Consider the following 25,246-nt stretch of genomic DNA (forward strand, 5'->3'; position numbering starts at 1 on the left):
GGTTTACTTCTTGGGAGGCGCCATGGCGAGGATCGACCCGTCGGGTCCCGCCGCGCTGGAGAGGGCTTCGAACACGCGTAACACCGCCTCGAAATCCTCGCGCGGGATGCTCGCGAACACCTTCGCGCGCAATTGGCTGAGTTCGATTTCGAGCTTTTCGGCGAGCGCCTCGCCGGCCTGCGTCAGTCGCAGCGCATTGGCGCGGCGGTCGCTGATGTCGACTTCGCGCAGCACCAGCCCGGCCGCGCACAACTGGTCGAGCAGCCGCACCAGCGATGCACCCTCGAGCCCGACGTACTCGGCGAGCTCGACCTGACGCACCCCCTGGCCGAGCCGGCGGATGAACAGCAACGGGCCCGCGCTCGCCGCGGAAATCCCGTATTCGACGATCGCGCCCTGCGACAACTGGCGCCACTGTTTGCCTGCCAGCAGCAGATGGCTGGTGAAGACAAAACGGAGCGATTCTAGGGAGGTCATGGCGAAAGATTATATGTTAACTAATAATTAGGATGCTAGTTAATGGCGCATTGCGCCAGACGGCGGAGTCGTTGGAAAGCGAGGCGGGGCGGGGGTTTGCGGGAATTGAGAAACCGCGTGTGCGTGGGGGCGAGGCGTGATTTCGGCCCGTGCGCGCCGGTTTTATTTTCGAGGGTCGGCGCGTCACGTCCCGAAATCGGACGCTGCCTCGCTAGCGTTCATCCGCGTCTTCGTCTGCTTCGTCGGGCGTCGCCGAGGCATCCGCCGAGCCCGTGGGGCCCGCCGCCTCGTCGATGCGCTTCATGTTCTCGAGCAGTTTGAGAAGGTAGTGAAGTGTGTGCGTCATGTCGCCGGTCGAGAACTCGTCGAGCGCCTGGCCGTAGTAGCCGTGAATGCGCGGCACGGCTTCGCGGTGCCATACCTTGTGCCCTCGCTCGGTCATGGTCACGCGCCGCGAGCGGCGGTCTCGTCCGTCCGGGGTGCTCACGACATGTCCGTCGCGCTCCATGCGGCTGATCAGGCCCGACAGATTCTGACGGCTCACCATCAGGTACCGCGCAAGCTCCCCCACGCTCATGCCATCGGGCACCTCTGGGCGCGACAGTGCGCCGAGCACCGCCCATTGCTGTGTCGTCAGGCCCAGGCTTTCCACGGCACGGGTACCGGTTTTATGCAACATGTTGGCGCATTGATATAACCGGAAGAACAACCGGTTAGCCAATTCCATTCGCGTAATTTCCAGATTTTTATTAGGGTATTCCATATCGTTGTCTCCGCTTTCTCATGCTTGCGCATCACCGACGTCGTGACTAGTATACGTCAATATATTGACGTAATTTGATCGGCGGGCCGGGATCTGCGAGATGACCAAGGATACCGCGCCCCGCCAGCACTCTGGAGGCGAGACATGCAGCGGTTCGAAGGCAAGACCGTCATCGTGACGGGCGGCGGGGGCGGGATCGGCGGGGCAACGTGCCGGCGACTCGGGAGCGAGGGGGCGGCCGTGGCGGTGTTCGACCGCGATCGCGCCGCCGCCGAACGTGTCGCGGGCGACATCGTGGCAGCCGGCGGCCGCGCGCAGGCATTTGCCTGCGACATCACGTTGCGCGAACAGGTGGATGCGGCCGTCGCCGCCGCGTCGTCGGCATTGGGTCCGGTCGACGTGCTCGTCAACAACGCCGGGTGGGACATCTTCAAGCCGTTCATCAAGACGACGCCGCCGGAGTGGGAGCGCCTGATCGCCATCAATCTCGTGGGCGCCCTGCACATGCACCATGCGGTGCTGCCGCAGATGGTGGAGCGCCGCGGTGGCCGGATCGTGAACATCGCCTCTGACGCCGCGCGCGCCGGATCGTCGGGCGAAGCCGTGTATGCGGCATGCAAGGGGGGGCTGGTGGCGTTCTCGAAGACGCTCGCCCGCGAGCATGCCCGTCACGGCATCACCGTCAACGTCGTCTGTCCGGGGCCGACCGATACGGCCCTCTTCGCCGACTACAAGGAAGGTGCGGGCAATCCGGAGAAGTTGGTCGAAGCGTTCACGCGGGCGATTCCGCTCGGCCGCATCGGCCAGCCCGAGGATCTGCCGGGGGCGATCGCGTTCTTCGCGAGCGACGACGCCGCGTTCGTCACGGGCCAGGTGCTCAGTGTGTCCGGCGGCCTGACGATGAACGGCTGACGCGCTCCTGCCCGGGGTATTGGACCGACGCCCGACCGACATTCGAACGACTTACCGGCGATCTCTGGACGATGACACGACGATCGCCCGGCGACATGCCATCGACATCACGATCGCCATGCGCTCTCGCGCATGGCGGCAAGGAGCGAGACGATGCAGTACGAAGACATTCTGTATGAAGTGCGCAACGGCGCGGCCTGGATCACGATCAACCGTCCCGAGAAGATGAACGCTTTTCGCGGGCGCACCTGCGACGAACTGATTCACGCGATCAACCGGGCGGGTTACGACCGCGAGATCGCGAGCATCGTGCTGGCCGGGGCGGGTGACAAGGCGTTTTGCACCGGCGGCGATCAATCGGCGCATGAAGGTCAGTACGACGGACGCGGCACCATCGGCCTGCCGATGGAGGAGTTGCATAACGCGATTCGCGATGTGCCGAAGCCGGTCATCGCGCGCGTGCAGGGTTATGCCATCGGGGGCGGCAATGTGATCTGCACGCTGTGTGATTTCACGATCGCGTCGGAGCGGGCGGTATTCGGTCAGGTCGGCCCCAAGGTCGGGTCGGTCGACCCCGGTTTCGGCACGGCATTTCTCGCCCGTGTGGTCGGCGAGAAGAAGGCGCGCGAGATCTGGTATCTGTGCCGCCGCTATCCGGCCGGCGAGGCGCTGGCGATGGGCCTGGTGAACACTGTCGTGCCCCACGATCAGCTCGACGCCGAGGTGCAGAAGTGGTGCGACGAGATTCTCGAGCGCAGCCCGACGGCCATCGCGATCGCAAAGCGCTCGTTCAACATGGACACCGCGCAGCAAGCCGGCATTGCGGGCATGGGCATGTACGCCCTCAAACTCTATTACGAGACGGAAGAGTCGCGCGAAGGCGTGCGCGCGTTCCAGGAAAAGCGCAAACCCGACTTCCGCAAATACGCAAAGTAAGCGAGGCAGACGCGATGCACAATCCGTATCTCGACGACGACCTCGTCGCGCTGGCCGAGCACACGCAGCGCTTCGCGCAGGCGCGCATCGCGCCCGGCTTTCTCGAACGCGACCGCACCCGGGTGCTCGACCGCGCCATCATGCGCGAGATGGGCGAGCTTGGCCTGATCGCACCGGAACTGCCAGAAGCGTACGGCGGGCAGGGCATGGGGCGGCTCGCCGCGGGGGTGATTCACGAAGCCGTCGCCCGTGCCGATCTGAGTCTGTCGTATATCAATCTGCTGGCGTCGCTCAACGGTCAGATTCTTGCCGAGCACGGGCAGCCGGAGATCGTGGCGCCCTGGCTTCACAAGCTCACCCGCGGACAGACGCTGCTTGCCATCGCCCTCACGGAGCCGCGCGGCGGCTCGGACGCCGCCAACCTGCGCATGCGCGCCGAGTTCGACGGCACCCACTATGTGCTCAACGGCGAGAAGACATCCATCTCCGCGGCCGATCAGGCCGATGCCGCCGTGGTCTTCGCGCGCACGGGCGATGTGGCATCGGGTGCTCGCGGTATTTCCGCGTTTCTCGTGCCGCTCGATTTGCCGGGCGTGACGCGCCAGCGGTTCGATTGCCACGGACAGCGCGCCATCGGGCGCGGCGCGCTGTTCTTCGAGAACGTGAAAGTGCCCGCCGACCACGTGCTCGGCGCGCCCGGCGAGGGCTTCGTGCAGGTGATGCAGGGCTTCGACTTCTCGCGCGCGCTCATTGGCCTGCAGGTGCTGGCCGTCGCGCGCGCCTCGCTTGACGAGACATGGGAATACGTCGCGCAGCGCGAAGCGTTCGGCAAACCGCTCTCGGCCTTCCAGGGGGTGTCGCATCCGCTGGCGGACTTCGACACGCAGGTCGAGGCGGCCCGTCTGCTGTGCCTGCAGACATTGTGGCTCAAGGATCGTGGCCTGCCGCACAGCGCCGAGGCCGCGATGTGCAAGTGGTGGGGGCCGAAGCTCGCCTACGATGCGATCCATCAGTGCCTGCTCATGTTTGGCCATGGCGGCTACGACCGGGGCTTGATGGAGCAACGGTTGCGCGACGTGCTTGGCTTTCAGATCGGCGACGGTACGGCGCAGATCATGAAGACGATCATCGCCCGGACCCGCGCGGGCCGGCAGGCGGTGCCCGTCTGAGGGCGCGAGCGGCCCGTTGCCGCTCGTCGCCAGTCGTTGCGGCGACGGCGCGGTACGACAGCAGGTGCAGGACAGGCAGGCGCAAGACCATAACAACGTGAGCGTTGCGACAGCACAGGAGACGATGCGATGGAATTCGATGCGGTGTTGCTTCCCCCGAGGCGAGAGCAGAGCGTGGCGCGCGGCTGGTGGCCCGAGCGGACGATCAACGATGCGCTCGAGGCCGCGCTTGCGGCCACGCCGGACAAAGTGGCGCTCACGGCCGTCTCGACGGCCAACGGCGAGACGACGCAACTGACCTATGCCGCGCTTGCCGACGCCGCCGAGCGTCTGGCGCTCGGCCTGTGGCGACGCGGCGTGCGGCGCGACGACGTCGTTGCCTGCCAGTTGCCCAACGGCTGGCCGTTCGCGGTGAGCTATCTCGCCTGCGCCCGCATCGGCGCCGTGCTCAACCCGCTCATGCATATCTTTCGCGAGCGCGAACTCTCGTTCATGCTGCGTCACGGCGAAGCGAAGGTGTTCATCGTGCCGCATATGTTCCGAGGCTTCGATCACGCCGCCATGGCGCGTGCGCTGCAGGCCGACCTGCCGGCGCTGGAACACGTGATCGTGGTCGGGGACGCCGCCTCGCCCGATGGCTTCGATGCCGTGCTCATGGCCGGCGAGCCCGCGGCCACCGACGACGAGCGCGCCGGGATGCAAGCTTCGCGCGCGCGGCCCGACGACGTGATGCAACTGATGTACACGTCGGGAACCACGGGCGAGCCCAAGGGGGTGATGCACAGCGCGAACACCACGTTCTCGAACATTGGGGCCTATGCGGAGCGCATGCGGCTCGGTCGCGACGACGTCGTGCTGATGGGTTCGCCGCTCGCGCACCAGACCGGCTTCATGTACGGCCTGATGATGCCGATCGTGCTCGGGGCCAGCGCCGTCATGCTCGACGTGTGGGACCCCGCCACGGCGGTCCGCCTGATCCGCACGTATGACGTGACGTTCACGATGGCGTCGACGCCGTTTCTTGCCGACCTGACCAAGGCGGTCGCGGCCGGTGGCGCCACGGTGCCGACGCTGCGGGCGTTTCTCTGCGCGGGCGCGCCGATTCCGGGCCCGGTGGTCGAGCAGGCGCGCAAGGTGCTCGGTGCGAAGATCGTGTCGGCATGGGGCATGACGGAAAACGGGGCGGTCACGCTCACGCGCCTGGAGGATGACGACACGCGGGCGTCGACCACGGACGGCTGTCCGCTGCCGGGCGTGGAACTGCGCGTGGTCGATGCGCAGGGGCGGGAGTTGCCCCAGGGCGAAACCGGACGTTTGCTGGTGCGGTCGTGCTCGAACTTCGGCGGGTACCTGAAACGCCCGCAGTGGAACGGCACCGACGCCGAGGGCTGGTTCGACACCGGCGACATGGCCTGGCTCGACCCCAGCGGCTACGTGCGCATCGCCGGGCGCAGCAAGGACGTGATCATCCGGGGCGGCGAGAACATTCCGGTCGTCGAGATCGAGGCGCTGCTTTACCGGCACCCGGCGGTGGCGACGGTGGCTATCGTCGCCTATCCGGACGAGCGGCTCGGCGAGCGCGCGTGCGCGGTGGTGGTGCCGCGCCCGGGGCAGTCGATCGACTTGCCGGCGATCACCGATTTCCTGGCGTCGCACAAGGTCGCACGACAATACTGGCCCGAACGGATCGAAGTGCGCGACACGCTGCCGACGACGCCCACGGGTAAGATACAGAAATTCAAATTGCGCGAGATGCTGCACACGGGCGCGTGAGGACGCGCGTGCGCAGGCGCTGCATTCTTCAAGGATCGAAGATCGATGACATCGAAAGGACTGGATAGCGAATCGTTCGAGCTGCTGCTCGCCGCCGTGCAGCGTTTCATTCGGGAACGGCTGGTGCCGGCCGAGAACGACGTGGAGGAGCACGACGAAGTGCCCGCCGCGATCGTCGACGAGATGAAGGCGATGGGTCTGTTCGGCCTGTCGATCCCGGAGGAATTCGGTGGCATTGGCCTGTCGATGGCGCAGGAGGTGCGCGTGGCCTACGAGTTCGGGCAGACGTCGCTGGCGTTTCGCTCGGTGTTCGGCACCAACGTGGGCATCGGTTCGCAGGGCATTCTGATGGACGGCACCGACGCGCAAAAGCGCGAGCTGCTGCCGCGCGTGGCCAGCGGCGAGCTGATCATGTCTTTCGCGTTGACCGAGCCGGATGCCGGTTCCGACCCGGCCGCGCTCAAGACGCGCGCCGTGCTCGATGGCGACACCTATGTGATCGACGGTGTGAAGCGCTATATCACCAATGCGCCCCGCGCCGGGGCGTTCACGCTCATGGCCCGCACCGGCGGCGAGGGCGCGGGGGGCATCTCGGCGTTCATCGTGCCCGCCGACACGCCAGGGCTCTCGCTGGGCAAGCCCGACAAGAAGATGGGGCAGCGCGGCACGAAGACCTGCGACGTGGTGCTGCAGGGCGCGCGCGTACCCGCCGCGAACATCATCGGGGGCGAGGCGGGCAAGGGCTTCAAGACGGCCATGAAGGTGCTCGACCGGGGCCGTCTGCATGTGGCGGCGCTGGCCTGCGGCATGGCGCAGCGCATTCTTGACGAATCGGTCGCGTATGCGCGCGAGCGCAAGCAGTTCGGCCAGCGCATCGGCGATTTCCAGCTGGTGCAGGCAATGCTCGCCGACAGCCAGGCCGAGTTGTATGCCGGTTGGTCGATGGTGCAGGACTGTGCCCTGCGATACGACGCCAAACCCGCAGGCAGGCGCGACGCCGACGTCAGCACGCGGGCGTCGTGCGCCAAGCTCTTCTGCACGGAGATGGTGGGGCGCGTGGCCGACCGGGGCGTGCAGGTCCACGGCGGCGCGGGCTACATCAACGAGTACAAGGTCGAGCGCTTCTATCGCGACGTGCGTTTGCTGCGTCTTTACGAAGGCACGACGCAGATTCAGCAGTTGATCATCGGTCGCGCCCTGATGCAGGACGACTGACCGGCCCCCCCTCTGTGCCGAACGGCGGCGCGCGCCTGCCTCATCGTGGTGCGCGTACGCCGGGCTCCGTAGCGCGTTGCACTGCTGCGGTGCAGCAGATTTCGCACGCCTTTCGGGCATTTCCCATAGACAATTCTCCTGTTCTGCCTTGTCCTGCAACGCGCTGCGCGGGATCGGTCATCGCCTGGCACGCTTGTTGCGTTAGCGTCTAGGCCAGCGGCAAAGGCGTCGCAGGCAACGAATTCCGGTGCGACGTCAGGCGTGTCAGCTTGCGACGCACCCACAGGACAACGGCGTCCCTCCGTGCTGCGGCACGGTCGGACGCCGTTTTGTTTTTCGGGCGCTGCAAGCGCAGCAACAGGAGAAGACAGCATGGGCAAGCCTCGTCTGGTCGTCATCGGCAACGGCATGGCCGGCATTCGCACGCTCGAGGAGCTGCTCGAGATCGCGCCGAACCAGTACGACATCACCGTGTTCGGTGCCGAGCCACATCCGAACTACAACCGCATCCTGCTCTCGCCCGTGCTTGCGGGCGAGCAGTCGTTTGCCGACATCGTGCTCAATCCGCTCGACTGGTATGCGCAAAAGGGCATTACGCTGCATCTGGGCAAGGAGGTCACGCAGATCGACCGCCCGCGGCGCGTGGTGCGCTGCGCGGACGGTACCGAAGCCCCGTACGACCGACTGCTGATCGCGACCGGCTCCAGTCCGTTCATCCTGCCGGTGCCGGGCAAGGATCTGGCGGGCGTGATCAGCTATCGCGATATCCGCGACACGGAGATCATGATCGAGACGGCGCGCATGAAGCGCCATGCGGTCGTGATCGGCGGCGGCCTGCTCGGACTCGAGGCGGCCAACGGCCTGAAGCTGCGCGGCATGGACGTGACGGTCGTGCATCTGGCCGACACACTGCTCGAGCGCCAGCTCGACAGCACGGCGGGCAAACTGTTGCAGCAATCGCTCGAAGCCCGCGGCCTCGCTTTCCGGCTTTCGCACCAGACGTCGGCCATTCTCGGCGACGACAACGGCCACGTGCGTGCCGTGCAGTTCGCGAGCGGCGACGAAATCCCGGCCGATCTCGTGGTGATGGCCGCCGGCATCCGACCGAATACCTCGCTGGCCGAAGCCGCCGGGCTGCACTGCTCGCGCGGCATTGTCGTGTCCGACACGCTGCAAACCTACGATCCGCGCATCTATGCCGTGGGCGAATGCGTGAGTCACCGAGGCGTGGCGTACGGTCTCGTCGCGCCGTTGTTCGAACAGGCCAAGGTGTGCGCGAATCACCTCGCGCTCATGGGCATCGGCAGCTATCGCGGCTCGGTGATGTCGACCAAGCTCAAGGTCACCGGCATCGATCTGTTCTCGGCGGGCGACTTCCTGGGCGGCGAAGGCACGGAGGAGATCGTGCTGTCGGACCCGGCGAGCGGCGTGTACAAAAAACTCGTGATCCGCGACGACAAGCTGGTGGGCGCGTGCCTGTATGGCGACACCGCCGACGGCGCCTGGTACTTCAAGCTGCTGCGTGAGGGCCGCGCGCTGGGCGAGTTGCGCGAGCGCATCATGTTCGGCGAATCGAGCGTGGGCGACGTCGGTACGCAGGGACAGAACCGCGCGTCGGCCATGGCGGACACCGACGAGGTCTGCGGCTGCAATGGCGTGTGCAAGGGCACCATCGTGAAGGCCATCACCGAGAAGGGGCTCTTCACGCTCGACGAAGTGAAGAAGCACACCAAGGCGGCCAGTTCGTGCGGTTCGTGCGCCGGGCTGTGCGAGCAGATCCTGATGAGCACGCTGGGGTCGACCTACGACGCGGCGCCCAAGGAGAAGGCCGTGTGCGGCTGCACGGACCTCTCGCATGCCGACGTGCGCCGCGCCGTGCGCGAGCACCGGCTCACCACGCACCGCGCCGCGTTCGACTTTCTCGAATGGCGCACGCCGAACGGCTGCGCCACGTGCCGCCCGGCACTGAACTATTACATGTTGAGCACGTGGCCGAAGGAAGCCGTCGACGATCCGCAAAGCCGTTTCGTGAACGAGCGCGTGCACGCCAATATCCAGAAGGACAACACGTTCTCGGTCGTGCCGCAGATGAAGGGCGGCGTGACGAACCCCGGCGAGCTGCGTCGCATTGCCGACGTGGCGGACAAGTACCGGATTCCGATGGTCAAGGTCACCGGCGGCCAGCGCATCGATCTGCTCGGCGTGAAGAAGGAAGACCTCGTCAATGTCTGGCGCGATCTCGGCATGCCGTCGGGGCACGCCTACGGCAAGTCCATCCGCACGGTGAAGACCTGCGTGGGCAGCGAGTTCTGCCGCTTCGGCACGCAGAACAGCACGCAGATGGGGATCGACCTGGAGACGATGCTCGCGAACATGTGGTCGCCCCACAAGGTCAAGCTGGCGGTATCGGGCTGTCCGCGCAACTGCGCCGAGGCGGGCATCAAGGATGTGGGCGTGATTGCCGTCGATTCGGGATGGGAACTCTACGTGGGCGGCAACGGCGGCATCAAGACCGAAGTCGCGCAATTCCTCGTCAAGGTGAAGACGGCCGAGGAGGTCAAGGAGTACACCGGAGCGTTCCTCCAGCTTTACCGCGAGGAGGCCTATTACCTCGACCGCACCGTGCACTACCTCGCGCGCGTGGGACTCGACTACGTGAAGCAACGCGTGGTGAACGACGCAGCCAACCGTCGTGCACTCTACGAGCGCTTGCTGTTCGCGCTCGACGGTCTGCCCGATCCGTGGAAGGCCCGCATCGACGGTGCGCAGGCCAACGAATATCGACCGCTCGCGGCGCAGGGCGCGCGATCGGAAACCGAACCGGCGACGGTCTGAGGAGACTTCCATGACGCAATCCCGAACGATCTGGCTGCATGTGTGCGACATGGGCGCGATTCCGCGCCTCGGTACGCGGGTGCTCTCGCACGAGAGCGGCGATATTGCCCTGTTTCGCACCGAGAGCGACAAGGTGTTCGCGCTGCGCGACCGTTGTCCGCACAAGGGCGGGGCGCTCTCGCTGGGCATCGTGCACGGCGAGAAGGTGACGTGCCCGTTGCATGCCTGGAACATCGATCTGGCCACCGGAGAAGCCTGCGCCCCGGACGTGGGCTGCGCACAGCGCTTTGCCGTGCGCGTCGAGGCGGGCGAAGTGTATGTGTCGCTCGACGCGCAGGCCGGCGGGGCCGCCGACGCGACGGCGCTTGCCGCCGTCGTCTGAAGCCGCTGTCCCTGTTCGCGCTGCCCGCGCGCTCGTCGCACGAATTCCGGAGTCCTCATGACAACCCTCACGCAAACCACCTGCTGCTATTGCGGCGTCGGTTGCGGCATGCTCGTCGAGAGCGATGGTGAGCGCATCGTCGGGGTGCGGGGCGACCCCTCGCATCCGGCCAATCACGGACGACTGTGCAGCAAGGGCATGACCTTGCCGCTCACCGCCAGTTCGCTCGCCGGGCGCGTGCTCACCCCGGCGTTGCGCGCGACGCGCGACGCCGCTCGCGCGCCCACCTCGTGGGACGATGCGCTGGCGACCGTGGCGTCGCGCTTCGCCGACGTCATTCGTCGTCACGGTCCGCACGCCGTGGCGTTCTATGTCTCGGGCCAGTTGCTCACCGAGGATTACTACGTCTTCAACAAACTGGCCAAGGGGCTGGTGCGTACCAACAACATCGATACGAACTCGCGCCTGTGCATGTCGAGCGCGGTGAGTGCCTACAAGATGGCGTTCGGCGCCGACGGCCCGCCAACGTGCTACGACGATCTGGAAGCTGCGCGGACCGTGCTTTTCGCGGGCAGCAACATGGCGCATGCGCATCCGGTGCTGTTTCGCCGCCTGGAGGCGGCCAAGGCGGCCGACCCGTCGATTCGCTGGATCGTGGTGGACCCGCGCCGCACCGACACCGCGTCGATGGCCGATCTGCACCTGCCCATCGTGCCGGGCACCGACGTGGCGCTGTTTCACGGCATGCTGCATCACCTCATCTGGGAGGGACGGGTGGATCGCGCGTTCGTCGACGCGCATACCGAGGGATTCGAGGCGCTCAAGCAGGTGCTGCGCGCCTATCCGCCGCAACTGGCGGCCGACATCTGCGGCATCGAGGAAGCCACGCTACGGCAGGCGGCGGACTGGTTCGGCGAGAGCCCGGCGGCGCTCTCGCTTTATTGCATGGGGCTGAATCAGTCGAGTCACGGCACCGAGAAGAACCTCGCGCTCATTCATCTGCACCTGGCGACGGGGCAGATCGGACGCGCGGGCGCCGGGCCGTTTTCGCTCACCGGCCAGCCCAATGCCATGGGCGGGCGCGAGGTCGGCGGTCTGGCCACGATGCTCGCCGCGCATCGCGAGATCGGCAATCCGGCGCATCGTGCCGAACTGGAACGGCTTTGGGGCGTACAGGGGTTGTCGGAGACACCGGGGCTGCCGGCCGTCGAGATGTTCGACGCGGTACGCGACGGGCGCATCAAGGCAATCTGGATCGCCTGTACGAATCCAGTGCATTCGATGCCCGACAGCGCGCGCGTGCGCGAGGCGCTCGCGGCGGCGGAGTTCGTCGTGGTGCAGGAAGCCTTTCATCAGACCGACACCGTGCCTTATGCCGACGTGCTGTTACCCGCCAGCACCTGGGGCGAGAAGGCCGGCACGGTCACGAATTCGGAGCGCCGCATCTCGCGCGTTCGCGCCGCCGTGCCGGCGCCCGGCTCGGCGCGGGCGGACTGGTGGATCGCCAGCGAAGTCGCCCGTCGCCTCGCGCCGGCACTCGGCGTGAGTGCCGAACCGTTCACGTTCGCGTCGACGCAGGAAATCTTCGACGAGCATCGCGCACTCACCGTGGGGCGCGATCTCGACATCGGGGGGCTGGACTACGCGCGGCTCGAACGGCAGGGGCCGCAGCAGTGGCCGTTTCCGGCAGGCGCCGAGCGCGGCGCCGCGCGGCGCTATGAGGACGGCGTGTTTGCCACCGCCGACGGGCGGGCGCGGTTTCACGCGTTCGACTATCGGCCGGTGGCCGAGCCGATCAATGCCCGCTACCCGCTGCGGCTCATCACCGGGCGCCTGCGCGATCAGTGGCACGGCATGAGCCGGACCGGGCGCGCCGGTGCGCTGTTCGAGCATGCGCCGGAGCCCACGCTCACGATGCATCCTGCCGACGCGTCGCGTCGCGGCCTGCGCGCGGGCGATCACGTGCGGCTGGCGAGTCGGCGCGGCGAGCGGGTGCTGGTACTGGCCGTGAGCGATGACGTGAGCTCGGGTACCGTGTTCGTACCGATGCACTGGAGCGCCCAGTTCCTCGGCGGCGGGGGCGTGAACGACACGACGCTCGGCAGCGTCGACAACTATTCGAAGCAGCCGGAACTCAAGCACGCCGCCGTGCGCGTCGATCCGCTGGCGCTGCCGTGGCGCGTGGCGGCGGTGCGCCGTGGCGACGCGCTGGAACTTCACGCGGCGGTGCAGCCGTTGCTGGCCGCGCGACGGTTTGCTACGGTGCGTCTTGAGGGCGACGACCGGATCGTCGTTGTCGCCGCCGACGAGCAGCCCGACGCCGATTGGCTCGAACAGTTGCACACGGCGCTCGCGTTGCCGCGCGACGCGTCGTTGCTGGAATACCGCGACGTGCGTCGCGCGATGACCAAGCGCGTGGCCTGGCGCGACACGTGGATCGATGGCGTGCTGGTCGCGGGCACGGAAGCGGATGTGACGGCGTCGACGTCGTTGCTCGCAAGGGTTGGCGACAGCGAGCCGTGGCCGCGGGCGCGTCATGCCGTTTTTGTGGCGGACAGCGGACCGGCCGCACCGAGGGATCGCACCGTGTGCCAATGTCAGGCGGTGAGCGCGTCGCGGATCGACGCCGCGATCGTGGCGGGGGCGGACGTGGCCCAGCTCAAGGCGACACTCGGCTGCGGCACCGTATGCGGCTCGTGCGTGCCGGAGTTGCAGCGCATGTGCGCCGCGCGCGGCCGGGCAACGTCGATGTCGACGAACGCGGCATGAGCCGGCCCGCGTGTCCGGTGGCGCGATTCACGCCCGTCGTCACGCCGGCGACCCCCGCGGTGACGTCGGGCGACAGACAGACCATGGAAGTATTGAGGGAGAACGATCATGAAGCACGGCAAGGTGACCTTGGTGAGCGCCGGACCTGGCGCGCTGGATCTGCTCACGCTGCGCGCGGCACGCGTGCTCGGGGAGGCCGATGTGCTGCTCGTCGACGATCTGGCCAATCCGGAGATCGCCACGCTCGCGCCGCGGGCGCGGGTGATTGCGGTGGGCAAGCGCGGCGGTTGCCGCTCGACACCGCAGGCGTTCATCGAACGGCTCATGTGCCGCATGGCTCGTCGCGGCGCGCATGTGGTGCGCGTCAAGGGCGGAGACGCGTTGATGTTCGGACGTGCGGGCGAGGAAATGGCGGCATTGCGGCATGCGGGCGTGCCGGTGGAGATCGTCAACGGCGTATCGTCGGCCTTCGCCGCCGCGGCGGGGCTGGGGATGTCGCTCACGCACCGCGATCACTGCGCGGGCGTGACGTTCGTCACCGCGCACCGGCAGGACGGCAGCGCCCCGAACTGGGCCGCGCTGGCGGCCACCGGCACGACGCTGGCGATCTACATGGGCGTGACGCGGATCGAGGCGCTGACCGGCACGTTGATGGAACACCTCGCACCGACGACGCCCGCGGCTGCGGTGCAATGGGCGGGCACGCCGCGGGAGCGGCGGCTCGTCACGTCGCTGGGGCGGCTCGCGGCCAACGTGCGCGCCTCGGGATTCGGCAGTCCGGCCATCTTGCTCGTGGGCGGCGCGGTGAGCGAGGCGGTCGTGATGACCGATGACGCGCCGCGCGCCGACCCGGCCGACCGGGCGCATACCGTGCACAGTGCGGCGCCGGTTGCCGATCTGGCCGTGGCGGCGTAACCATGCTGCGTGTGTTGCTCGTTACCGATACCGACAAGCCGATCGGCGAATTGCGCGCGGCGCTCGCGCGGCTCGGCTGCGAGATGCTGGCCGAAGTCGCCAAGCCGCAGGCGTTGCCGCGCGTGGTCGAGAGCGAGCGTCCGGACGTGGTCATCATCGATACCGAGTCGCCGTCTCGCGACACGCTGGAGCAACTGGCCGTGATGAATGCCGAAGCGCCGCGCCCGGTGTTGATGTTCGCGGCCGACGGCAATCAGTCGCTCATTCGCGCGGCGGTCGATGCCGGGGTGACGGCGTATTCGGTCGAAGGACTGGCCGCCGAGCGCCTGGCGCCGATTCTTGAAGTCGCGCTCGCGCGCTTCGCCCATGAGGAGAAGCTGCGCGCACGGCTGGCCAAGGCCGAGAGCGAACTGGCCGACCGCAAGCTGATCGACCGCGCCAAGCGTCTGCTCATGGACCGGCGCAGGATTTCCGAGCAGGAGGCGTACGCCATTCTGCGCAAACGGGCGATGGATCAGGGCGAGAAGCTCGTCGAGGTGGCGCGCCAACTCGTTTCGATTGCCGAATTACTGGGATAGACACTGCTCATGTCGACGTCATCATGGTTGGCCAGCGCCGCGAAGGTACCCGACGGTGTGCCGGAGAAGCGTCATTTGCGCGTGGGTTTCGTCGCGCTCTCCGATGCCGCGCCGCTGGTCGTGGCGAAGCGTCTCGAACTGGGACATGAACACGGACTGACGCTGGAGTTGAGTCGCGAGTCGTCGTGGGCGGCCGTGCGCGACAAGCTCATCACCGGCGAGCTGGATGCGGCGCATTCCCTCTACGGCCTTGTGTACGGCGTGCAACTGGGTATCGGGGGCCTGCGCGAGGACATGGCGGTGCTGATGGTGCTCAATCGCAATGGGCAGGCCGTGACGGTAACGCCGTCGCTTGCCGAAGCGATGGCCGGCACCGGCGACTTGCGCGCGGCGCTTGCTTCGCTGGGGCGCAAGCCTGTTTTCGCGCAGACGTTTCCGACGGGCACGCACGCGATGTTCCTCAATTATTGGTTCGCGGCGCAAGGCATCGATCCGCTCGCCGAGGTGTCGCGCCTGGTGATTCCGCCCGCCCACATGGTCGCGGCGATGGAGGAGGGCGGCCTGGACGGCTTTTGCTGTGGCGAGCCGTGGCACGCGGTCGCGCAGGCCCGCGGCCTGGGACGCACCGTCGCCGTGTCGAGCGATATCTGGCCGAACCATCCGGAGAAGGTGCTGGCGTGTCGGCGCGATTTCGTTACGCGCTACCCCGGCACGGCGCAGGCGCTGGTGCGCACGCTGCTCAGCGCCTGCCGCTGGCTGGACATGCCCGGTCACCGTGCGGAAGCGGCGGGCTGGCTCGCCGAACCGGTCTGGGTGGGCGCACCGCGTGACCTGATCGCCGCACGTTTGCTCGGGGACTTCGGGCGCTTGCCGGGACGTCATGCGCTGTTGCCCGTGAGCTTTTTCGACAAGGGGGCGGTCAATTTCCCGCACCCGTCGGACGGGATGTGGTTCGTGGCGCAGTACCGGCGCTGGGGAATGGTCGGAGACGAGGCTCTGACGCACGCCGCGCAGACCGCGTCCGCCGTCAGTCAGACGGCGCTGTACGAGGCGGCGGCACTTGCCGAAGGCGTGCCGGTCGTGTCGATGCCTTCAAGCGAGCGGCTTTGCGACGGCCGGGTGTGGGATGCGGCCGCCGCGTCGGACTTGCGCGCCTATGTGGAAGGGTTCGGGATTCGGGCGCGATGACGACCCTGAGCGCGGCATTACTGCGCCACGACGTTGCAGTCGCCGGTGTGCGCCTGGCAGGCACGCAGCGCGCGTTCGTGATGACGGTGGTGCAGGTTCAGGTGGTACACGAGCGCAAGCAGCACGACCTGGCGCGACACATTCGCCAGCACCGGTTCGAGACCCGCCGCGCGGGCGAGCGAGCGCCGCAGGACAGGGTGCAGGCAAGCAAGCGCCAGGATCGCGAACGACCCGGGCACCGCGAGAAACGCCGCTAGCGCAATCTTCTTTTTCATGACCGTCGGATGTGGTGAGCGCGCGTCGACGACGCGACTTCCGGAGACGGTTGGGGTTCGGAACGCAAACCGGCGCACGCGCGTGCGCCGGTTTCGTCGTTTTGGCGGGCGTCTCCCCCCGTCTCGCTGCATGGGTCTCAGTGTAGGGACGGGGGGCGTCTCGATAAACGCGGGAAAACGAAAGCCTCTGTTGCGCAAAGTGCGGAGAATCACGCCAAGCCGGCTGCTCAAGGCCGCAGCGTCGCTCGCGAAGCCGTCCCGACACTCGCCCGGAACCGAAGTGCCCCCGCCGGGGTTGAAATCCCTAATGGATGGGCGGGCGTCGCACAGGCGATACTGCCCGCATGGGCTGCGTTTGGCGCGCCCATGTGTCGGATAATGGGCGTCTTGCCCCCCGTTTCTTTCACCCCAGCGCTGTCCCTGTCATGGCCGCGGAGATTCAGATCCTCATTCGTACGGAGTGCCCGCCCGGTGCCTGCACCTGCGAGCGCGACGGCCTTCTGCAAGACCCGCAAGGGGATCGTCGCATTCTCATGCTCACACAGGCCGAGGAGAAGCGGCTCATCGCGCGGATCGAGGCCATCGAGACTTACGATGAGCTCAAGCGCATCGTCGAGCGCATTCACGCGCAACTGGGCGTGCGGCTGCACATCGCGCCGGGAGACAACGAAGTCAAGACTGTCAGCGGGTTCGACATCCATCTGGACGATCACCCGGGCCTGTGCCGCAAGACCCGGGCGGCGATTCCCGCCGCCGTTCGCCGGTGCCTGAAGTCGCATCCGAGCATTGCATACGCCATTCTGGACGCCCACGACCTTTTCGGCATCTGACCGCAGGCGTTTCGCGGCGTGGCGGAAAGCCCATCGCGCGCGTCACGCGTTCATCTTCCCCTGGCGTGCTCGCCTCGCAAGGTCATGACCGCACTGTCGATGCGCGCGACCGCCTTGCCGTCCTCTCGCCGGATGTCGCACTGGTAGTGCGACACGGTCCGCCCCCGATGCGTGGCATACGCATGCGCGAGCAACCGGGCGTTCCAGACAGGACGCAGGAACGTCGCCTTCAGATCGATGCTGGTGAACGACTCGCCTTCGGCCATCAATGTCGAGTGCGCCGTGCCGATGGCCGCGTCGGCCAGCTCGCAAAGCAGTCCGCCATGTACGGTGCCTTGCTGGTTCCCGTGGCGTTCCGCGCGCGCCTGCAACGCGATGACGGCGCTCGCTTCGCCGACCTCCACGATCTGGAATTGCAGGAGTTCGGAGATGGGCGTCGGATAACGCATGTGCGTGCGCTCGCCGTCGCGAAGCGTGCCTGCCAACTGGCGTTGAAGGTAGGTCAGTACCGGGAGCGGTGGGGCGGAGTCGGACATGAGAGACCTCGGGTGGCGTTTGCTGCGCCCAGTGTCGTCGCCTAGAATCGGACAATCAAGAAATTGTCCTAGGTGCAATCGTGGCCAATACCTCCGCGCTTTCCGCCGCTTCGCCTGCTTCTTCCGCTGCGCCCGCGCCGCTCTCGTCGAGTGGCTCACGTATGTCGTCATCGCGGCTACCGGCGATCGTCGAGCGGCTCGCGCACGACATTCGCATCGGCGTGCTCCCGCCGGGCACGGCGCTACCCACGCATCGCAAGCTCGCCGCGCAGTACGGTATCGCGATCGCCTCGGCAACCAAGGTCTACGCCAAGCTGCAGGGCCTCGGGCTGGTGATCGGCGAAGTCGGTCGCGGCACCTTCGTGCGCGATCGTCCGCCGCAGCGCGAATGGGACGGCGATGACGAAGCGCGGCTCAGCTCGAACGCCGTCGACCTGTCGTTCAATCATCCATGCTGGCCGGAGCAGGCCGAGCTGCTGCGCGCCACGTTGCGAGAGCTTGCCACCTCGGGAGATTTGAGCGCGCTGATGCACCAGCAGCCACCAGGCGGACGCCTCCACGAGCGAGAGATCGTCGCCCGCTATCTGCAGGAGCAGCGCGGCGTGGTCGCCGACGCGGGCCAGATATTCCTGGTCGGTGGCGCGCAACAGGGACTCGACGTCGCCATTCGCAGCACGCTCCGGCCGAACGACGCTGTGGCGGTAGACGCGCTCACCTATCCCGGCTTCAAGATGGCCGCCGCCGTGGCGGGCGTGACGCTCAAGCCTGTGGCGCTTGTCGCCGATGGCCCCGACTTAGACGCGCTCGAGTCGCAATGTCGACGTGGTGCGGTTCGGGCCATCTATGCAATGCCGACGATGCACAACCCGCTTGGCTGGGTGCTGAATCCGGCGCAGCGACGCCGGCTGGTGGAGATCGCGCGACGACATGAATGCGCGATCATCGAGGACGCGACCTATGCATATCTCGTCGACGATGCGGCGCCGTCCATCTTCTCGCTGGCGCCTGAGCGAACGTGGTACGTGGGCAGCGTCTCGAAGAGCGTGGCGACGGGGCTGCGATTCGGCTACGTCGTGGCGCCACAGCACAAGGCAGCCGACGTCAAACGGGTGGTGCGAGCGAGTTTCTGGAGCCAGTCGAGCGTGGTCACGGCGATTGCGACGCGCTGGCTGGTCAGCGGCGAGGTGGTGCGGCAGGAAGCGCGCCAGCGCGAAGACGCGCGTCGCCGGCAGGCCGTGGCGCGCCGGGTGCTGCGCGGGATGGACCTGGTCGCCCATCCCGCATCGATGTTTCTGTGGTTGCCGCTGCCCGAGGGCTTGCGAATGGACCGGGTGGCCAGCGCGCTTGCCGCGCGCGGTGTCGCCGTCTCGAAGGCGCAAGCGTATGCCACCACCCGTCATGCACCGCACGCGCTGCGGCTCGGGCTGAGCTCGATGCCTTTCTCGCAGGTCGAAGGTGTGCTCGCGCAAGTGCGCGACGTGATCGAGCGACTGCCCATCTGAGCGTCGGCAATGCCCGTCTCAACGCATGCCTTGCATAAGTTGCGAGTCGCAACTATATTGGTTGCGTATCGCAACTGATGGGCTTCGGGAGGCTCCACCATGGATATCATCGACTTGCCTGGCCAACCGCGCGAAGCGGAAATCCTGGCGCTGCGGGACTTTTCGCGTCGGCTGGTTCGCGAACTCGGTTTCATGCGCACGACACTGGCCGACAGTGATCTCGCGCCGTCGGCGGTGCACGCGATCATCGAGATCGGCGCGGCGCCGGGGATCAGTGCCAAAGACCTCGGCAATCTGCTGCGTCTGGACAAATCGAATACGAGCCGTCAGGTCGCCAAGCTCGAAGCTGCCGGCCTCGTGCGCCGTACCACGGCGAGCGGCGACGCGCGAACCTCGCAGCTTCAGCTCACCGAGGCCGGGCAAAGGCTTCGGCGAAAGATCGATCGGTATGCAACGGATCAGGTCTCGAGCGCGCTGCGGCGTATCGTGCCCGCTGACCAGGAAACCCTGGCTCGCTCGCTCGCGCTATACGCGGACGCCCTGGCGCAGGATAACCGGGCAAAGGGTTCGGCGCCGCCGGCGCCGACCGGGCAGATCGTCGAAGGCTATCGGCCGGGATGTATCGGCGACATCGCCAGTCTGCACGGGCGTTTCTACGCCGAACACTGGGGCTTCGGTGCATTCTTCGAGAAGCGGGTAGCGACGGAGCTTGCCGAGTTTGCCGGCAATCTGCCCGCGGACGGCAAGCGGCTCTGGCTCCACGTCGAGAACGGGCGCACGCTCGCGTCGCTCGCCATCGACGGCGAACCCGGGACGGGCAAGGCTCACTTGCGCTGGTTCATCGTCGACGATTCGCTGCGAGGCACGGGTGTCGGGCGGCATTTGTTGACTCAGGCGATGGCCTTTGTCGATGCGCAGTTTCACGAGACTTGCCTCTGGACGTTCAAGGGGCTCGACGCCGCGCGCCATCTTTATGAATCATTCGGCTTCCGGCTCGCAAGCGAGGCCGAGGGCGAGCAGTGGGGCAGCAGGGTCGTCGAACAGAAGTTCATCCGTGCCAAGGCGTGATTGGCGTGGCAATGCGGTGCGCGTGTGACGCGATTTATTTCAGCGCCACGCGGGTCGACACGATGCCCACCATGATTTGCGTGTCGATGCCACTGCGCGTGCGTGAGTTATGGAGATCGGCCTGTCGGCGCGGGGCCCGCGAAGCTGCGGTGTCAGGGTGTTGCGACGATGAAGTGCGCCTGTATCTTGCCTTCGATGCGCCCGTCGCCGTGACGCTCGGCGATGACGGCTGTGGCGCGCGCGAGCGCGGCGGAAAATCGGCTGGGGTCTCGCGCGTCTATCTCGTCGCGAAGACGGGTACCGAAACAGTACGCCGCCGCGACCTCGTGCGCCGACGCCGCCACGCTGGTCTTCGCGCGTGTCTCGACGTCGACTGTCGAGAATCCGGCCAGATGCAGCGCCTGCCGGATGCGCTCGACGTCGAAATGCCCGTGCGGGGTGCGGGCGAGGAAGCGGGGCGGGTCCTCGGGAAAGATTTCCGCCACGGCCTGCGTCACCTCGTGGGCGAATGCGTTCTCTTCGATTCGATCCCAGACGCTGAACAGAAAGCGGCCGCCTGGCCGGAGCGTGCGCCGTGCCTCGGCGTATCCCCGCACCGCGTCGGGAAAGAACATGGCGCCGAACTGGCAAACCACGACGTCGAACGCCTCGTCGTCGAACGGCAGGGCAAGCGCATCGGCCTGCTTCCACTCGAGGCGCGCATCACCCCGTTGACGGGCCGCGGCGAATTCGAGCATCGGCGCGTTCAGATCGGTCACGACGTAATGCGCGTCGGCACCCAGTTTCGGGGCGAGCGCTCGCGTGAGCGCACCGGTGCCCGCGGCGGTCTCCAGCACGCTGCCCGGCGATGACTCGGCAACCCGTGCCGCCATGTCGGCCGCGTAGGCGTCAAAGATCAACGGCACCATCAGTGTGTCGTAGCACTCGGGAAGCGAGCCGGCAAAGACGTTGTCGCGATCGGTCATGATGCGCTCCCGGAGTGGATATGCCACCGACGTTTCTGATATGGATTCTAGGCCGGTGCACGACGAACCGGTCGCGCAGAATGACGAAAGCCCGTCGACCTTGCGATCGACGGGCTTTCCAATTTGGTTGCGGGGACAGGATTTGAACCTGTGACCTTCGGGTTATGAGCCCGACGAGCTGCCAGACTGCTCCACCCCGCGTCTGAGAAGAGAGATAATACGAGTATTCCGCGCATTGTGTCAAGCATTTATGACATTAACTTTATGGCGTGCGCAAAATTCATGCGTAACGCGTGCATTTTCGCAGCGTCCCGTGCGTGCCTGTTGTGCGTGTCCGCTTCCCTTGCCGGAGCCCCTCGTTTAGTATTTGTGTTACCAACCAGTTAATTAAGCCTCTCCATGACGACCGATCCCCAGGCAACGCGCGTCACCCGTAACCGCGATCGCACGCGTGCCCAGATTCTCGCCGCGGCGCGCGATGAATTCTCGCTGCGCGGCTACGAAGGTGCTCGCGTGGAAGCCATCGCCGAGCGCGCGGGCTCCAACAAGCGCATGCTGTATTACTACTTCAAGAACAAGGACGAGCTCTTTCTCGCCGTGATGGAGGACACGTATCGCGGCATTCGTGACGCGGAAGCCGAGCTGCGCCTGCTCGACCTGCCCCCCATCGACGCCATACGCGCGCTCGTCACGTTTACCTGGGAGTATTACCTCGCACACCCCGAGTTTCTCTCGCTGCTCAACAGCGAAAACCTTTACCACGCCCAGCATTTGCGCCGGTCGACCGACATCCGCTCGCTAAACTCGCCGCTCATCGATACGCTCGGCGAAATCCTCACGCGCGGGCATCGCGAGAAGCTCTTTCGCGGCGGCGTCGATCCGCTCCAGCTCTATATCTCCATCGCCGCGCTCGGCTACTTCTATCTCTCGAACAACGCCACGCTGTGCACCGTCTTCGGGCGCGATCTCTCGACCCCGAAGGCACGACTCGAGCGCCTCCAGCACATGATCGACATGGTCTTGGGGTATCTACTGATCAGCTGACTTTTCGCATTTTTCCCCGTTGACAGCCCCATGTCGCCTGCCTAAGATAATTAACCAGTTGGTAACAAAAAGAAGGGAAGGCGAAAGCCGTGCAAGCGAAACACCGTGCATAGACCGCACGCCGGCGATGTTCGGGCCAGGGGCCCGGGCACGACTGGCGTGTACCTCGCCAAGGATGGAGACAACTCATGGCGCAAGCGACACCGCTGGTTCGTAAGGTATTCGAGTCTCGGGCGTTCAGGCCCATTGCCCTGATCGCCATCATCGTCATCGGCTGGGAGCTGGCCATTCAGCTCTTTCACATCAAGCCGTATCTCGTGCCCGATCCGCTCGTCGTCATCCGGCAACTGGTCACCGATTTCCCGAAGCTCTGGCAGGACACGCTGATCACCACTTATGCCACGGTCGGCGGTTTCGTGCTGTCCGCGCTGATCGGCGTGCCCCTGGCCATGCTCATCGCGTACTCGCGGCTCGTGGAGAGCTACGTCTATCCGTTGCTCGTGTTTTCTCAATCAATCCCGAAGATCGCCATCGCGCCGCTGCTCGTCGTGTGGTTCGGGTTCGGCATCGTGCCCAAGATCGTGACCGCCTTCCTGCTCGGCTTCTTCCCGGTCGTCGTCTCGACGGTGATGGGTTTCAAGTCGGTCGACCGCGACATGATCGACCTGGTGCGCTCGATGAAGGCAAGCCGCTTGCAGACCTTTCTCAAGATCAGCCTGCCGTTCGCCATGCCGAGCATCTTCAGCGGCCTGAAGGTCTCCGTGACGCTGGCGGTCGTGGGTGCCGTGGTCGGTGAATTCGTCGGGGCCAACTCTGGCATCGGCTACGTGCTGCAGGTTGCCAACGGCAACTTCGACCTGCCGCTGATGTTCGCGGCACTCATCCTGCTCTCGCTCGTCGGCGTGGTGCTTTTCGTGCTCGTCGACGTGGTTGAGCGCCTGATGATTCCCTGGCACGCCTCGCATCGCGACGACTACTACGTCAGTACCTGATTCGCTTCACCGAATTGCGCCGTGGCGCGAAGGCTATCCCGTCGCACGGTCCGGGCGGGTGGCCCCGGCGACACCGTCGACGCGACACACGGCTCATCGCATCCCCCGTTAGAAGAACGACATTAGGAGACTGGCATGATTCGAATGGAAGCGCGGCGCGCGGACGTGTCGCGGCGGGTGTCTACGCTATCGTCGGTATCGGGTGAAAGACCGAAGGCGGTCCGCCTGGCCCGGCCGCCCGGAATGGCTCGCGTCGTTCGCGCGATGGCGACGTTTGCGGCCGGCGCCGCGCTGGCCCTGGGCATGGCGTCGGCGGCCCAGGCCCGCGACAAGGTCACGCTGATGCTCAACTGGTACACGTACGGTGAGCACGCACCGTTCTATCTCGGCGTCGAGCGCGGATACTTCGCCGCGGAGAACATCGATCTAGATATCCAGGAAGGGCGCGGGTCCGCCGTCACGGTGCAGGCGGTCGCAGCCGGGTCGACCACGCTCGGCTATGCCGACGTGAGCACGATGATCAAGGCGGCCGCCAAGGGCGCACCGGTCGTGACCGTGGGTGTGATGCTGCAAAAGAGCCCGGCCTCGGTCATGGGCTTCGCCGAGAAGAACATCGTGAAGCCGGCCGACATCAAGGGCCGCACGGTGGCCATGACGCCCGGCGATTCGCTCTCGCAGCTCTGGCCTGTCTACCTGAAGGCGAACCATCTGAGCGACGACGATTACAAGCCAGTGTCGGGCGACGCCACGACCAAGCGCAATGCCGTGGTCAACGGCCGTGCCGATCTGCTGCTCGGCAACGTGAACGACCAGAAGCCGATCATCGAGGAGATTACCGGCAAGCCCGTGCGCGCCTTGCTCTTCGCTGACTCGGGCGTCAACCCGCTCAATGGCGGCATCATCGCGCGCAAGGACATGCTCAAGTCGAACCCCGATCTGCTGCGCCGGTTCCTGCGTGCCGCGACCAGGTCGGTGCAGGCCGCCACGCAGTCGCCGCAGGACGCCGTGAACGCCATGCTCAAGATCAATCCGAAGGCGGGCAAGCCGGAGACGCTCGCCAAGAGCTGGAACGCCACGATCCCGCTGCTGCATACGGCCAGCACGCAGAACCTGCCGCCGCTGCGCTTCGATCCCAGGGACATGGCCGCCACGCTCGATCTGATGGTCCGTTATGGCGGCGTGGACGCGGCCACGGCGGGCAAGCCCGAAGACTACTACTCGCTGGAGTTCCTGCCGAAATGAACCGCCCAGTGGAACGCGTGGTGACGGATTGGCCGGCGTCGCCGGACGTCGCGCCGGTGCAGGTGCCGGCGCCGATGATTCGCTTCGATGGCATCGCCAAGACGTACGAGACCAAGGAGGGCGCCGTGCGCTCGCTCAATCCGGTCTCGCTCGACGTGGCGCCCGGCGAGTTCGTGTCGATCGTCGGCCCGAGCGGCTGCGGCAAGAGCACGCTGCTGAAGATCGCCGCCGGGCTGCTGCCCGCCACCGAGGGACGGCTCGTCGTCAACGGCAAGGCCGTGGACGGGCCGCCGGACGACATCGGCATGGTCTTCCAGAGTGCGGTGCTGCTGGCCTGGCGCGACGTCCTGTCGAACATCATGTTGCAGATCGAGGTGCGCAAGCTCGATCGCGCGAAGTATCTGCCCCGTGCCAAGGCGCTCATCGAGATGGCGGGACTCACGGACTTCGCGCACAAGCTGCCATGGCAACTGTCGGGTGGCATGCAGCAACGCGCCGCGATTTGCCGCGCACTCGTGCACGACCCGCAGATCCTGCTCATGGACGAGCCGTTCGGCGCGCTCGACGCCATGACGCGCGAAAAGATGAACCTGGAATTGCAGCGCATCTGGCTGTCGACCGGCAAGACGGTGCTGCTCATCACGCACAGTATTCCGGAAGCGGTGTTTCTGTCGGATCGCGTGGTGGTGATGTCGGAGCGCCCGGGCAGCATCGCGGCGATCTATGACGTGAACCTGCCGCGTCCGCGTGGGCTCGACGTCATGGGCGATCCGGAATTTGCCCGACTCACGCGCACGATCCGCTCGCATTTCTACGCGCAAGGAAATCTCGACGAGTGATGTCGGCGGGCGGCGCCCGCTTCGCTTCGGTCGCCCTCGGG

The 25,246-nt window shown here is 66.4% G+C and carries 23 protein-coding genes and 1 tRNA gene; 18 read left to right on the forward strand and 6 right to left on the reverse strand.

Annotated elements, in window-relative coordinates; translation table 11 throughout:
• Nucleotides 1-3: 3 nt before the first annotated feature.
• Both LV28_RS30220 and LV28_RS30225 read right to left on the reverse strand, forming a co-directional pair.
• Complete coding sequence (locus LV28_RS30220) at nucleotides 4-477, reverse strand: MarR family winged helix-turn-helix transcriptional regulator (RefSeq protein ID WP_023594799.1); 474 nt, start codon at nucleotides 475-477, stop codon at nucleotides 4-6.
• 211 nt (nucleotides 478-688) lie between these two features.
• Nucleotides 689-1,204, reverse strand: a complete 516-nt coding sequence (locus LV28_RS30225) for a MarR family winged helix-turn-helix transcriptional regulator (protein WP_023594800.1) — start codon at nucleotides 1,202-1,204, stop codon at nucleotides 689-691.
• Nucleotides 1,205-1,384: 180 nt separating this feature from the next.
• Between LV28_RS30225 and badH the strand changes: the two genes are divergently transcribed.
• From badH to LV28_RS30280, 11 genes are all read left to right on the forward strand, one after another.
• Nucleotides 1,385-2,152, forward strand: a complete 768-nt coding sequence (badH, locus tag LV28_RS30230) for a 2-hydroxycyclohexanecarboxyl-CoA dehydrogenase (RefSeq protein ID WP_038618426.1) — start codon at nucleotides 1,385-1,387, stop codon at nucleotides 2,150-2,152.
• Between the two features lie 153 nt (nucleotides 2,153-2,305).
• Nucleotides 2,306-3,088 carry a 2-ketocyclohexanecarboxyl-CoA hydrolase gene (badI, locus tag LV28_RS30235; RefSeq protein WP_023594802.1) on the forward strand — a complete coding sequence of 261 codons (783 nt, stop codon included), beginning with the start codon at nucleotides 2,306-2,308 and terminating at the stop codon, nucleotides 3,086-3,088.
• Between the two features lie 14 nt (nucleotides 3,089-3,102).
• Nucleotides 3,103-4,257: a cyclohexanecarboxyl-CoA dehydrogenase gene (aliB, locus tag LV28_RS30240; protein WP_023594803.1), complete on the forward strand. Its 1,155-nt coding sequence runs from the start codon at nucleotides 3,103-3,105 to the stop codon at nucleotides 4,255-4,257.
• Nucleotides 4,258-4,386: 129 nt separating this feature from the next.
• A complete protein-coding gene (gene aliA, locus LV28_RS30245; RefSeq protein WP_038618423.1) occupies nucleotides 4,387-6,030 on the forward strand; it encodes a cyclohexanecarboxylate-CoA ligase in 1,644 nt (547 codons plus the stop codon).
• 45 nt (nucleotides 6,031-6,075) lie between these two features.
• A complete protein-coding gene (locus tag LV28_RS30250) occupies nucleotides 6,076-7,245 on the forward strand; it encodes an acyl-CoA dehydrogenase family protein (protein WP_023594805.1) in 1,170 nt (389 codons plus the stop codon).
• Nucleotides 7,246-7,617: 372 nt separating this feature from the next.
• Nucleotides 7,618-10,080: a nitrite reductase large subunit NirB gene (nirB, locus tag LV28_RS30255; protein ID WP_023594806.1), complete on the forward strand. Its 2,463-nt coding sequence runs from the start codon at nucleotides 7,618-7,620 to the stop codon at nucleotides 10,078-10,080.
• A gap of 10 nt (nucleotides 10,081-10,090) precedes the next feature.
• On the forward strand, nucleotides 10,091-10,462 hold the full coding sequence (gene nirD / locus LV28_RS30260) for a nitrite reductase small subunit NirD (RefSeq protein ID WP_023872018.1): 372 nt from the start codon (nucleotides 10,091-10,093) through the stop codon (nucleotides 10,460-10,462).
• 57 nt (nucleotides 10,463-10,519) lie between these two features.
• Nucleotides 10,520-13,231, forward strand: coding sequence for a nitrate reductase (locus LV28_RS30265; RefSeq protein ID WP_038618419.1), 2,712 nt, complete (start codon nucleotides 10,520-10,522; stop codon nucleotides 13,229-13,231).
• 108 nt (nucleotides 13,232-13,339) lie between these two features.
• A complete protein-coding gene (gene cobA, locus LV28_RS30270; protein WP_048806424.1) occupies nucleotides 13,340-14,146 on the forward strand; it encodes a uroporphyrinogen-III C-methyltransferase in 807 nt (268 codons plus the stop codon).
• Nucleotides 14,147-14,148: 2 nt separating this feature from the next.
• On the forward strand, nucleotides 14,149-14,724 hold the full coding sequence (locus LV28_RS30275; RefSeq protein WP_023594810.1) for an ANTAR domain-containing response regulator: 576 nt from the start codon (nucleotides 14,149-14,151) through the stop codon (nucleotides 14,722-14,724).
• Nucleotides 14,725-14,733: 9 nt separating this feature from the next.
• Nucleotides 14,734-15,912: a CmpA/NrtA family ABC transporter substrate-binding protein gene (locus tag LV28_RS30280; RefSeq protein ID WP_048806423.1), complete on the forward strand. Its 1,179-nt coding sequence runs from the start codon at nucleotides 14,734-14,736 to the stop codon at nucleotides 15,910-15,912.
• 17 nt (nucleotides 15,913-15,929) lie between these two features.
• Here LV28_RS30280 and LV28_RS30285 read toward each other — a convergent pair whose 3' ends face one another.
• Nucleotides 15,930-16,187 carry a hypothetical protein gene (locus LV28_RS30285; RefSeq protein ID WP_038618416.1) on the reverse strand — a complete coding sequence of 86 codons (258 nt, stop codon included), beginning with the start codon at nucleotides 16,185-16,187 and terminating at the stop codon, nucleotides 15,930-15,932.
• Nucleotides 16,188-16,612: 425 nt separating this feature from the next.
• Here LV28_RS30285 and LV28_RS30290 point away from each other — a divergent pair, with 425 nt between their 5' ends.
• Nucleotides 16,613-17,017: a hypothetical protein gene (locus tag LV28_RS30290; protein ID WP_023594813.1), complete on the forward strand. Its 405-nt coding sequence runs from the start codon at nucleotides 16,613-16,615 to the stop codon at nucleotides 17,015-17,017.
• A gap of 50 nt (nucleotides 17,018-17,067) precedes the next feature.
• On the opposite strand, the gene LV28_RS30295 is transcribed toward LV28_RS30290, so the two are convergent.
• Nucleotides 17,068-17,553, reverse strand: a complete 486-nt coding sequence (locus LV28_RS30295) for a PaaI family thioesterase (protein WP_023594814.1) — start codon at nucleotides 17,551-17,553, stop codon at nucleotides 17,068-17,070.
• Nucleotides 17,554-17,714: 161 nt separating this feature from the next.
• Between LV28_RS30295 and LV28_RS30300 the strand changes: the two genes are divergently transcribed.
• Nucleotides 17,715-19,055 (forward strand): aminotransferase-like domain-containing protein, encoded by a 1,341-nt coding sequence (locus LV28_RS30300; RefSeq protein ID WP_038618413.1) that lies wholly within the window; start codon nucleotides 17,715-17,717, stop codon nucleotides 19,053-19,055.
• Between the two features lie 99 nt (nucleotides 19,056-19,154).
• The gene (locus tag LV28_RS30305; RefSeq protein WP_038618410.1) at nucleotides 19,155-20,123 is read left to right on the forward strand and encodes a bifunctional helix-turn-helix transcriptional regulator/GNAT family N-acetyltransferase; all 969 of its coding nucleotides are present in this window, start codon (nucleotides 19,155-19,157) and stop codon (nucleotides 20,121-20,123) included.
• A gap of 152 nt (nucleotides 20,124-20,275) precedes the next feature.
• Here the strand turns inward: LV28_RS30305 and LV28_RS30310 are convergent, their stop codons facing one another.
• Entirely contained in the window at nucleotides 20,276-21,088 is an 813-nt protein-coding gene (locus LV28_RS30310; protein WP_023594817.1) for a class I SAM-dependent methyltransferase, read from the reverse strand.
• Nucleotides 21,089-21,212: 124 nt separating this feature from the next.
• Nucleotides 21,213-21,289 (reverse strand) — tRNA-Met (locus LV28_RS30315).
• Nucleotides 21,290-21,487: 198 nt separating this feature from the next.
• On the opposite strand from LV28_RS30315, the gene LV28_RS30320 reads away from it, so the two are divergent.
• The 4 genes from LV28_RS30320 (at nucleotide 21,488) to LV28_RS30335 (ending at nucleotide 25,205) form a co-directional block, all read left to right on the forward strand.
• Nucleotides 21,488-22,132 carry a TetR/AcrR family transcriptional regulator gene (locus LV28_RS30320; RefSeq protein WP_023594818.1) on the forward strand — a complete coding sequence of 215 codons (645 nt, stop codon included), beginning with the start codon at nucleotides 21,488-21,490 and terminating at the stop codon, nucleotides 22,130-22,132.
• A gap of 188 nt (nucleotides 22,133-22,320) precedes the next feature.
• Nucleotides 22,321-23,124 carry an ABC transporter permease gene (locus tag LV28_RS30325; protein ID WP_023594819.1) on the forward strand — a complete coding sequence of 268 codons (804 nt, stop codon included), beginning with the start codon at nucleotides 22,321-22,323 and terminating at the stop codon, nucleotides 23,122-23,124.
• 243 nt (nucleotides 23,125-23,367) lie between these two features.
• A complete protein-coding gene (locus LV28_RS30330) occupies nucleotides 23,368-24,366 on the forward strand; it encodes an ABC transporter substrate-binding protein (protein ID WP_038618406.1) in 999 nt (332 codons plus the stop codon).
• A 74-nt stretch (nucleotides 24,367-24,440) separates the two neighbouring features.
• Entirely contained in the window at nucleotides 24,441-25,205 is a 765-nt protein-coding gene (locus tag LV28_RS30335; RefSeq protein WP_029754739.1) for an ABC transporter ATP-binding protein, read from the forward strand.
• Nucleotides 25,206-25,246: the final 41 nt, after the last annotated feature.

It is taken from the genome of Pandoraea pnomenusa, from assembly GCF_000767615.3.
Classification (GTDB): domain Bacteria; phylum Pseudomonadota; class Gammaproteobacteria; order Burkholderiales; family Burkholderiaceae; genus Pandoraea; species Pandoraea pnomenusa.

Bases quoted from the DNA above. Each gene is read 5' to 3' on its own strand.
- LV28_RS30280 (WP_048806423.1), top strand. From the start codon at position 14,734: ATGTCGACGTCATCATGGTTGGCCAGCGCCGCGAAGGTACCCGACGGT.
- cobA (WP_048806424.1), top strand. From the start codon at position 13,340: ATGAAGCACGGCAAGGTGACCTTGGTGAGCGCCGGACCTGGCGCGCTG.
- LV28_RS30295 (WP_023594814.1), bottom strand. From the start codon at position 17,553: ATGTCCGACTCCGCCCCACCGCTCCCGGTACTGACCTACCTTCAACGC.
- badI (WP_023594802.1), top strand. From the start codon at position 2,306: ATGCAGTACGAAGACATTCTGTATGAAGTGCGCAACGGCGCGGCCTGG.
- LV28_RS30250 (WP_023594805.1), top strand. From the start codon at position 6,076: ATGACATCGAAAGGACTGGATAGCGAATCGTTCGAGCTGCTGCTCGCC.
- badH (WP_038618426.1), top strand. From the start codon at position 1,385: ATGCAGCGGTTCGAAGGCAAGACCGTCATCGTGACGGGCGGCGGGGGC.
- aliB (WP_023594803.1), top strand. From the start codon at position 3,103: ATGCACAATCCGTATCTCGACGACGACCTCGTCGCGCTGGCCGAGCAC.
- LV28_RS30275 (WP_023594810.1), top strand. From the start codon at position 14,149: ATGCTGCGTGTGTTGCTCGTTACCGATACCGACAAGCCGATCGGCGAA.
- nirB (WP_023594806.1), top strand. From the start codon at position 7,618: ATGGGCAAGCCTCGTCTGGTCGTCATCGGCAACGGCATGGCCGGCATT.
- LV28_RS30265 (WP_038618419.1), top strand. From the start codon at position 10,520: ATGACAACCCTCACGCAAACCACCTGCTGCTATTGCGGCGTCGGTTGC.
- LV28_RS30285 (WP_038618416.1), bottom strand. From the start codon at position 16,187: ATGAAAAAGAAGATTGCGCTAGCGGCGTTTCTCGCGGTGCCCGGGTCG.
- LV28_RS30225 (WP_023594800.1), bottom strand. From the start codon at position 1,204: ATGGAATTGGCTAACCGGTTGTTCTTCCGGTTATATCAATGCGCCAAC.
- LV28_RS30300 (WP_038618413.1), top strand. From the start codon at position 17,715: ATGTCGTCATCGCGGCTACCGGCGATCGTCGAGCGGCTCGCGCACGAC.
- nirD (WP_023872018.1), top strand. From the start codon at position 10,091: ATGACGCAATCCCGAACGATCTGGCTGCATGTGTGCGACATGGGCGCG.
- LV28_RS30330 (WP_038618406.1), top strand. From the start codon at position 23,368: ATGGCTCGCGTCGTTCGCGCGATGGCGACGTTTGCGGCCGGCGCCGCG.
- LV28_RS30310 (WP_023594817.1), bottom strand. From the start codon at position 21,088: ATGACCGATCGCGACAACGTCTTTGCCGGCTCGCTTCCCGAGTGCTAC.
- LV28_RS30335 (WP_029754739.1), top strand. From the start codon at position 24,441: ATGATTCGCTTCGATGGCATCGCCAAGACGTACGAGACCAAGGAGGGC.
- LV28_RS30290 (WP_023594813.1), top strand. From the start codon at position 16,613: ATGGCCGCGGAGATTCAGATCCTCATTCGTACGGAGTGCCCGCCCGGT.
- LV28_RS30325 (WP_023594819.1), top strand. From the start codon at position 22,321: ATGGCGCAAGCGACACCGCTGGTTCGTAAGGTATTCGAGTCTCGGGCG.
- LV28_RS30220 (WP_023594799.1), bottom strand. From the start codon at position 477: ATGACCTCCCTAGAATCGCTCCGTTTTGTCTTCACCAGCCATCTGCTG.
- LV28_RS30305 (WP_038618410.1), top strand. From the start codon at position 19,155: ATGGATATCATCGACTTGCCTGGCCAACCGCGCGAAGCGGAAATCCTG.
- LV28_RS30320 (WP_023594818.1), top strand. From the start codon at position 21,488: ATGACGACCGATCCCCAGGCAACGCGCGTCACCCGTAACCGCGATCGC.
- aliA (WP_038618423.1), top strand. From the start codon at position 4,387: ATGGAATTCGATGCGGTGTTGCTTCCCCCGAGGCGAGAGCAGAGCGTG.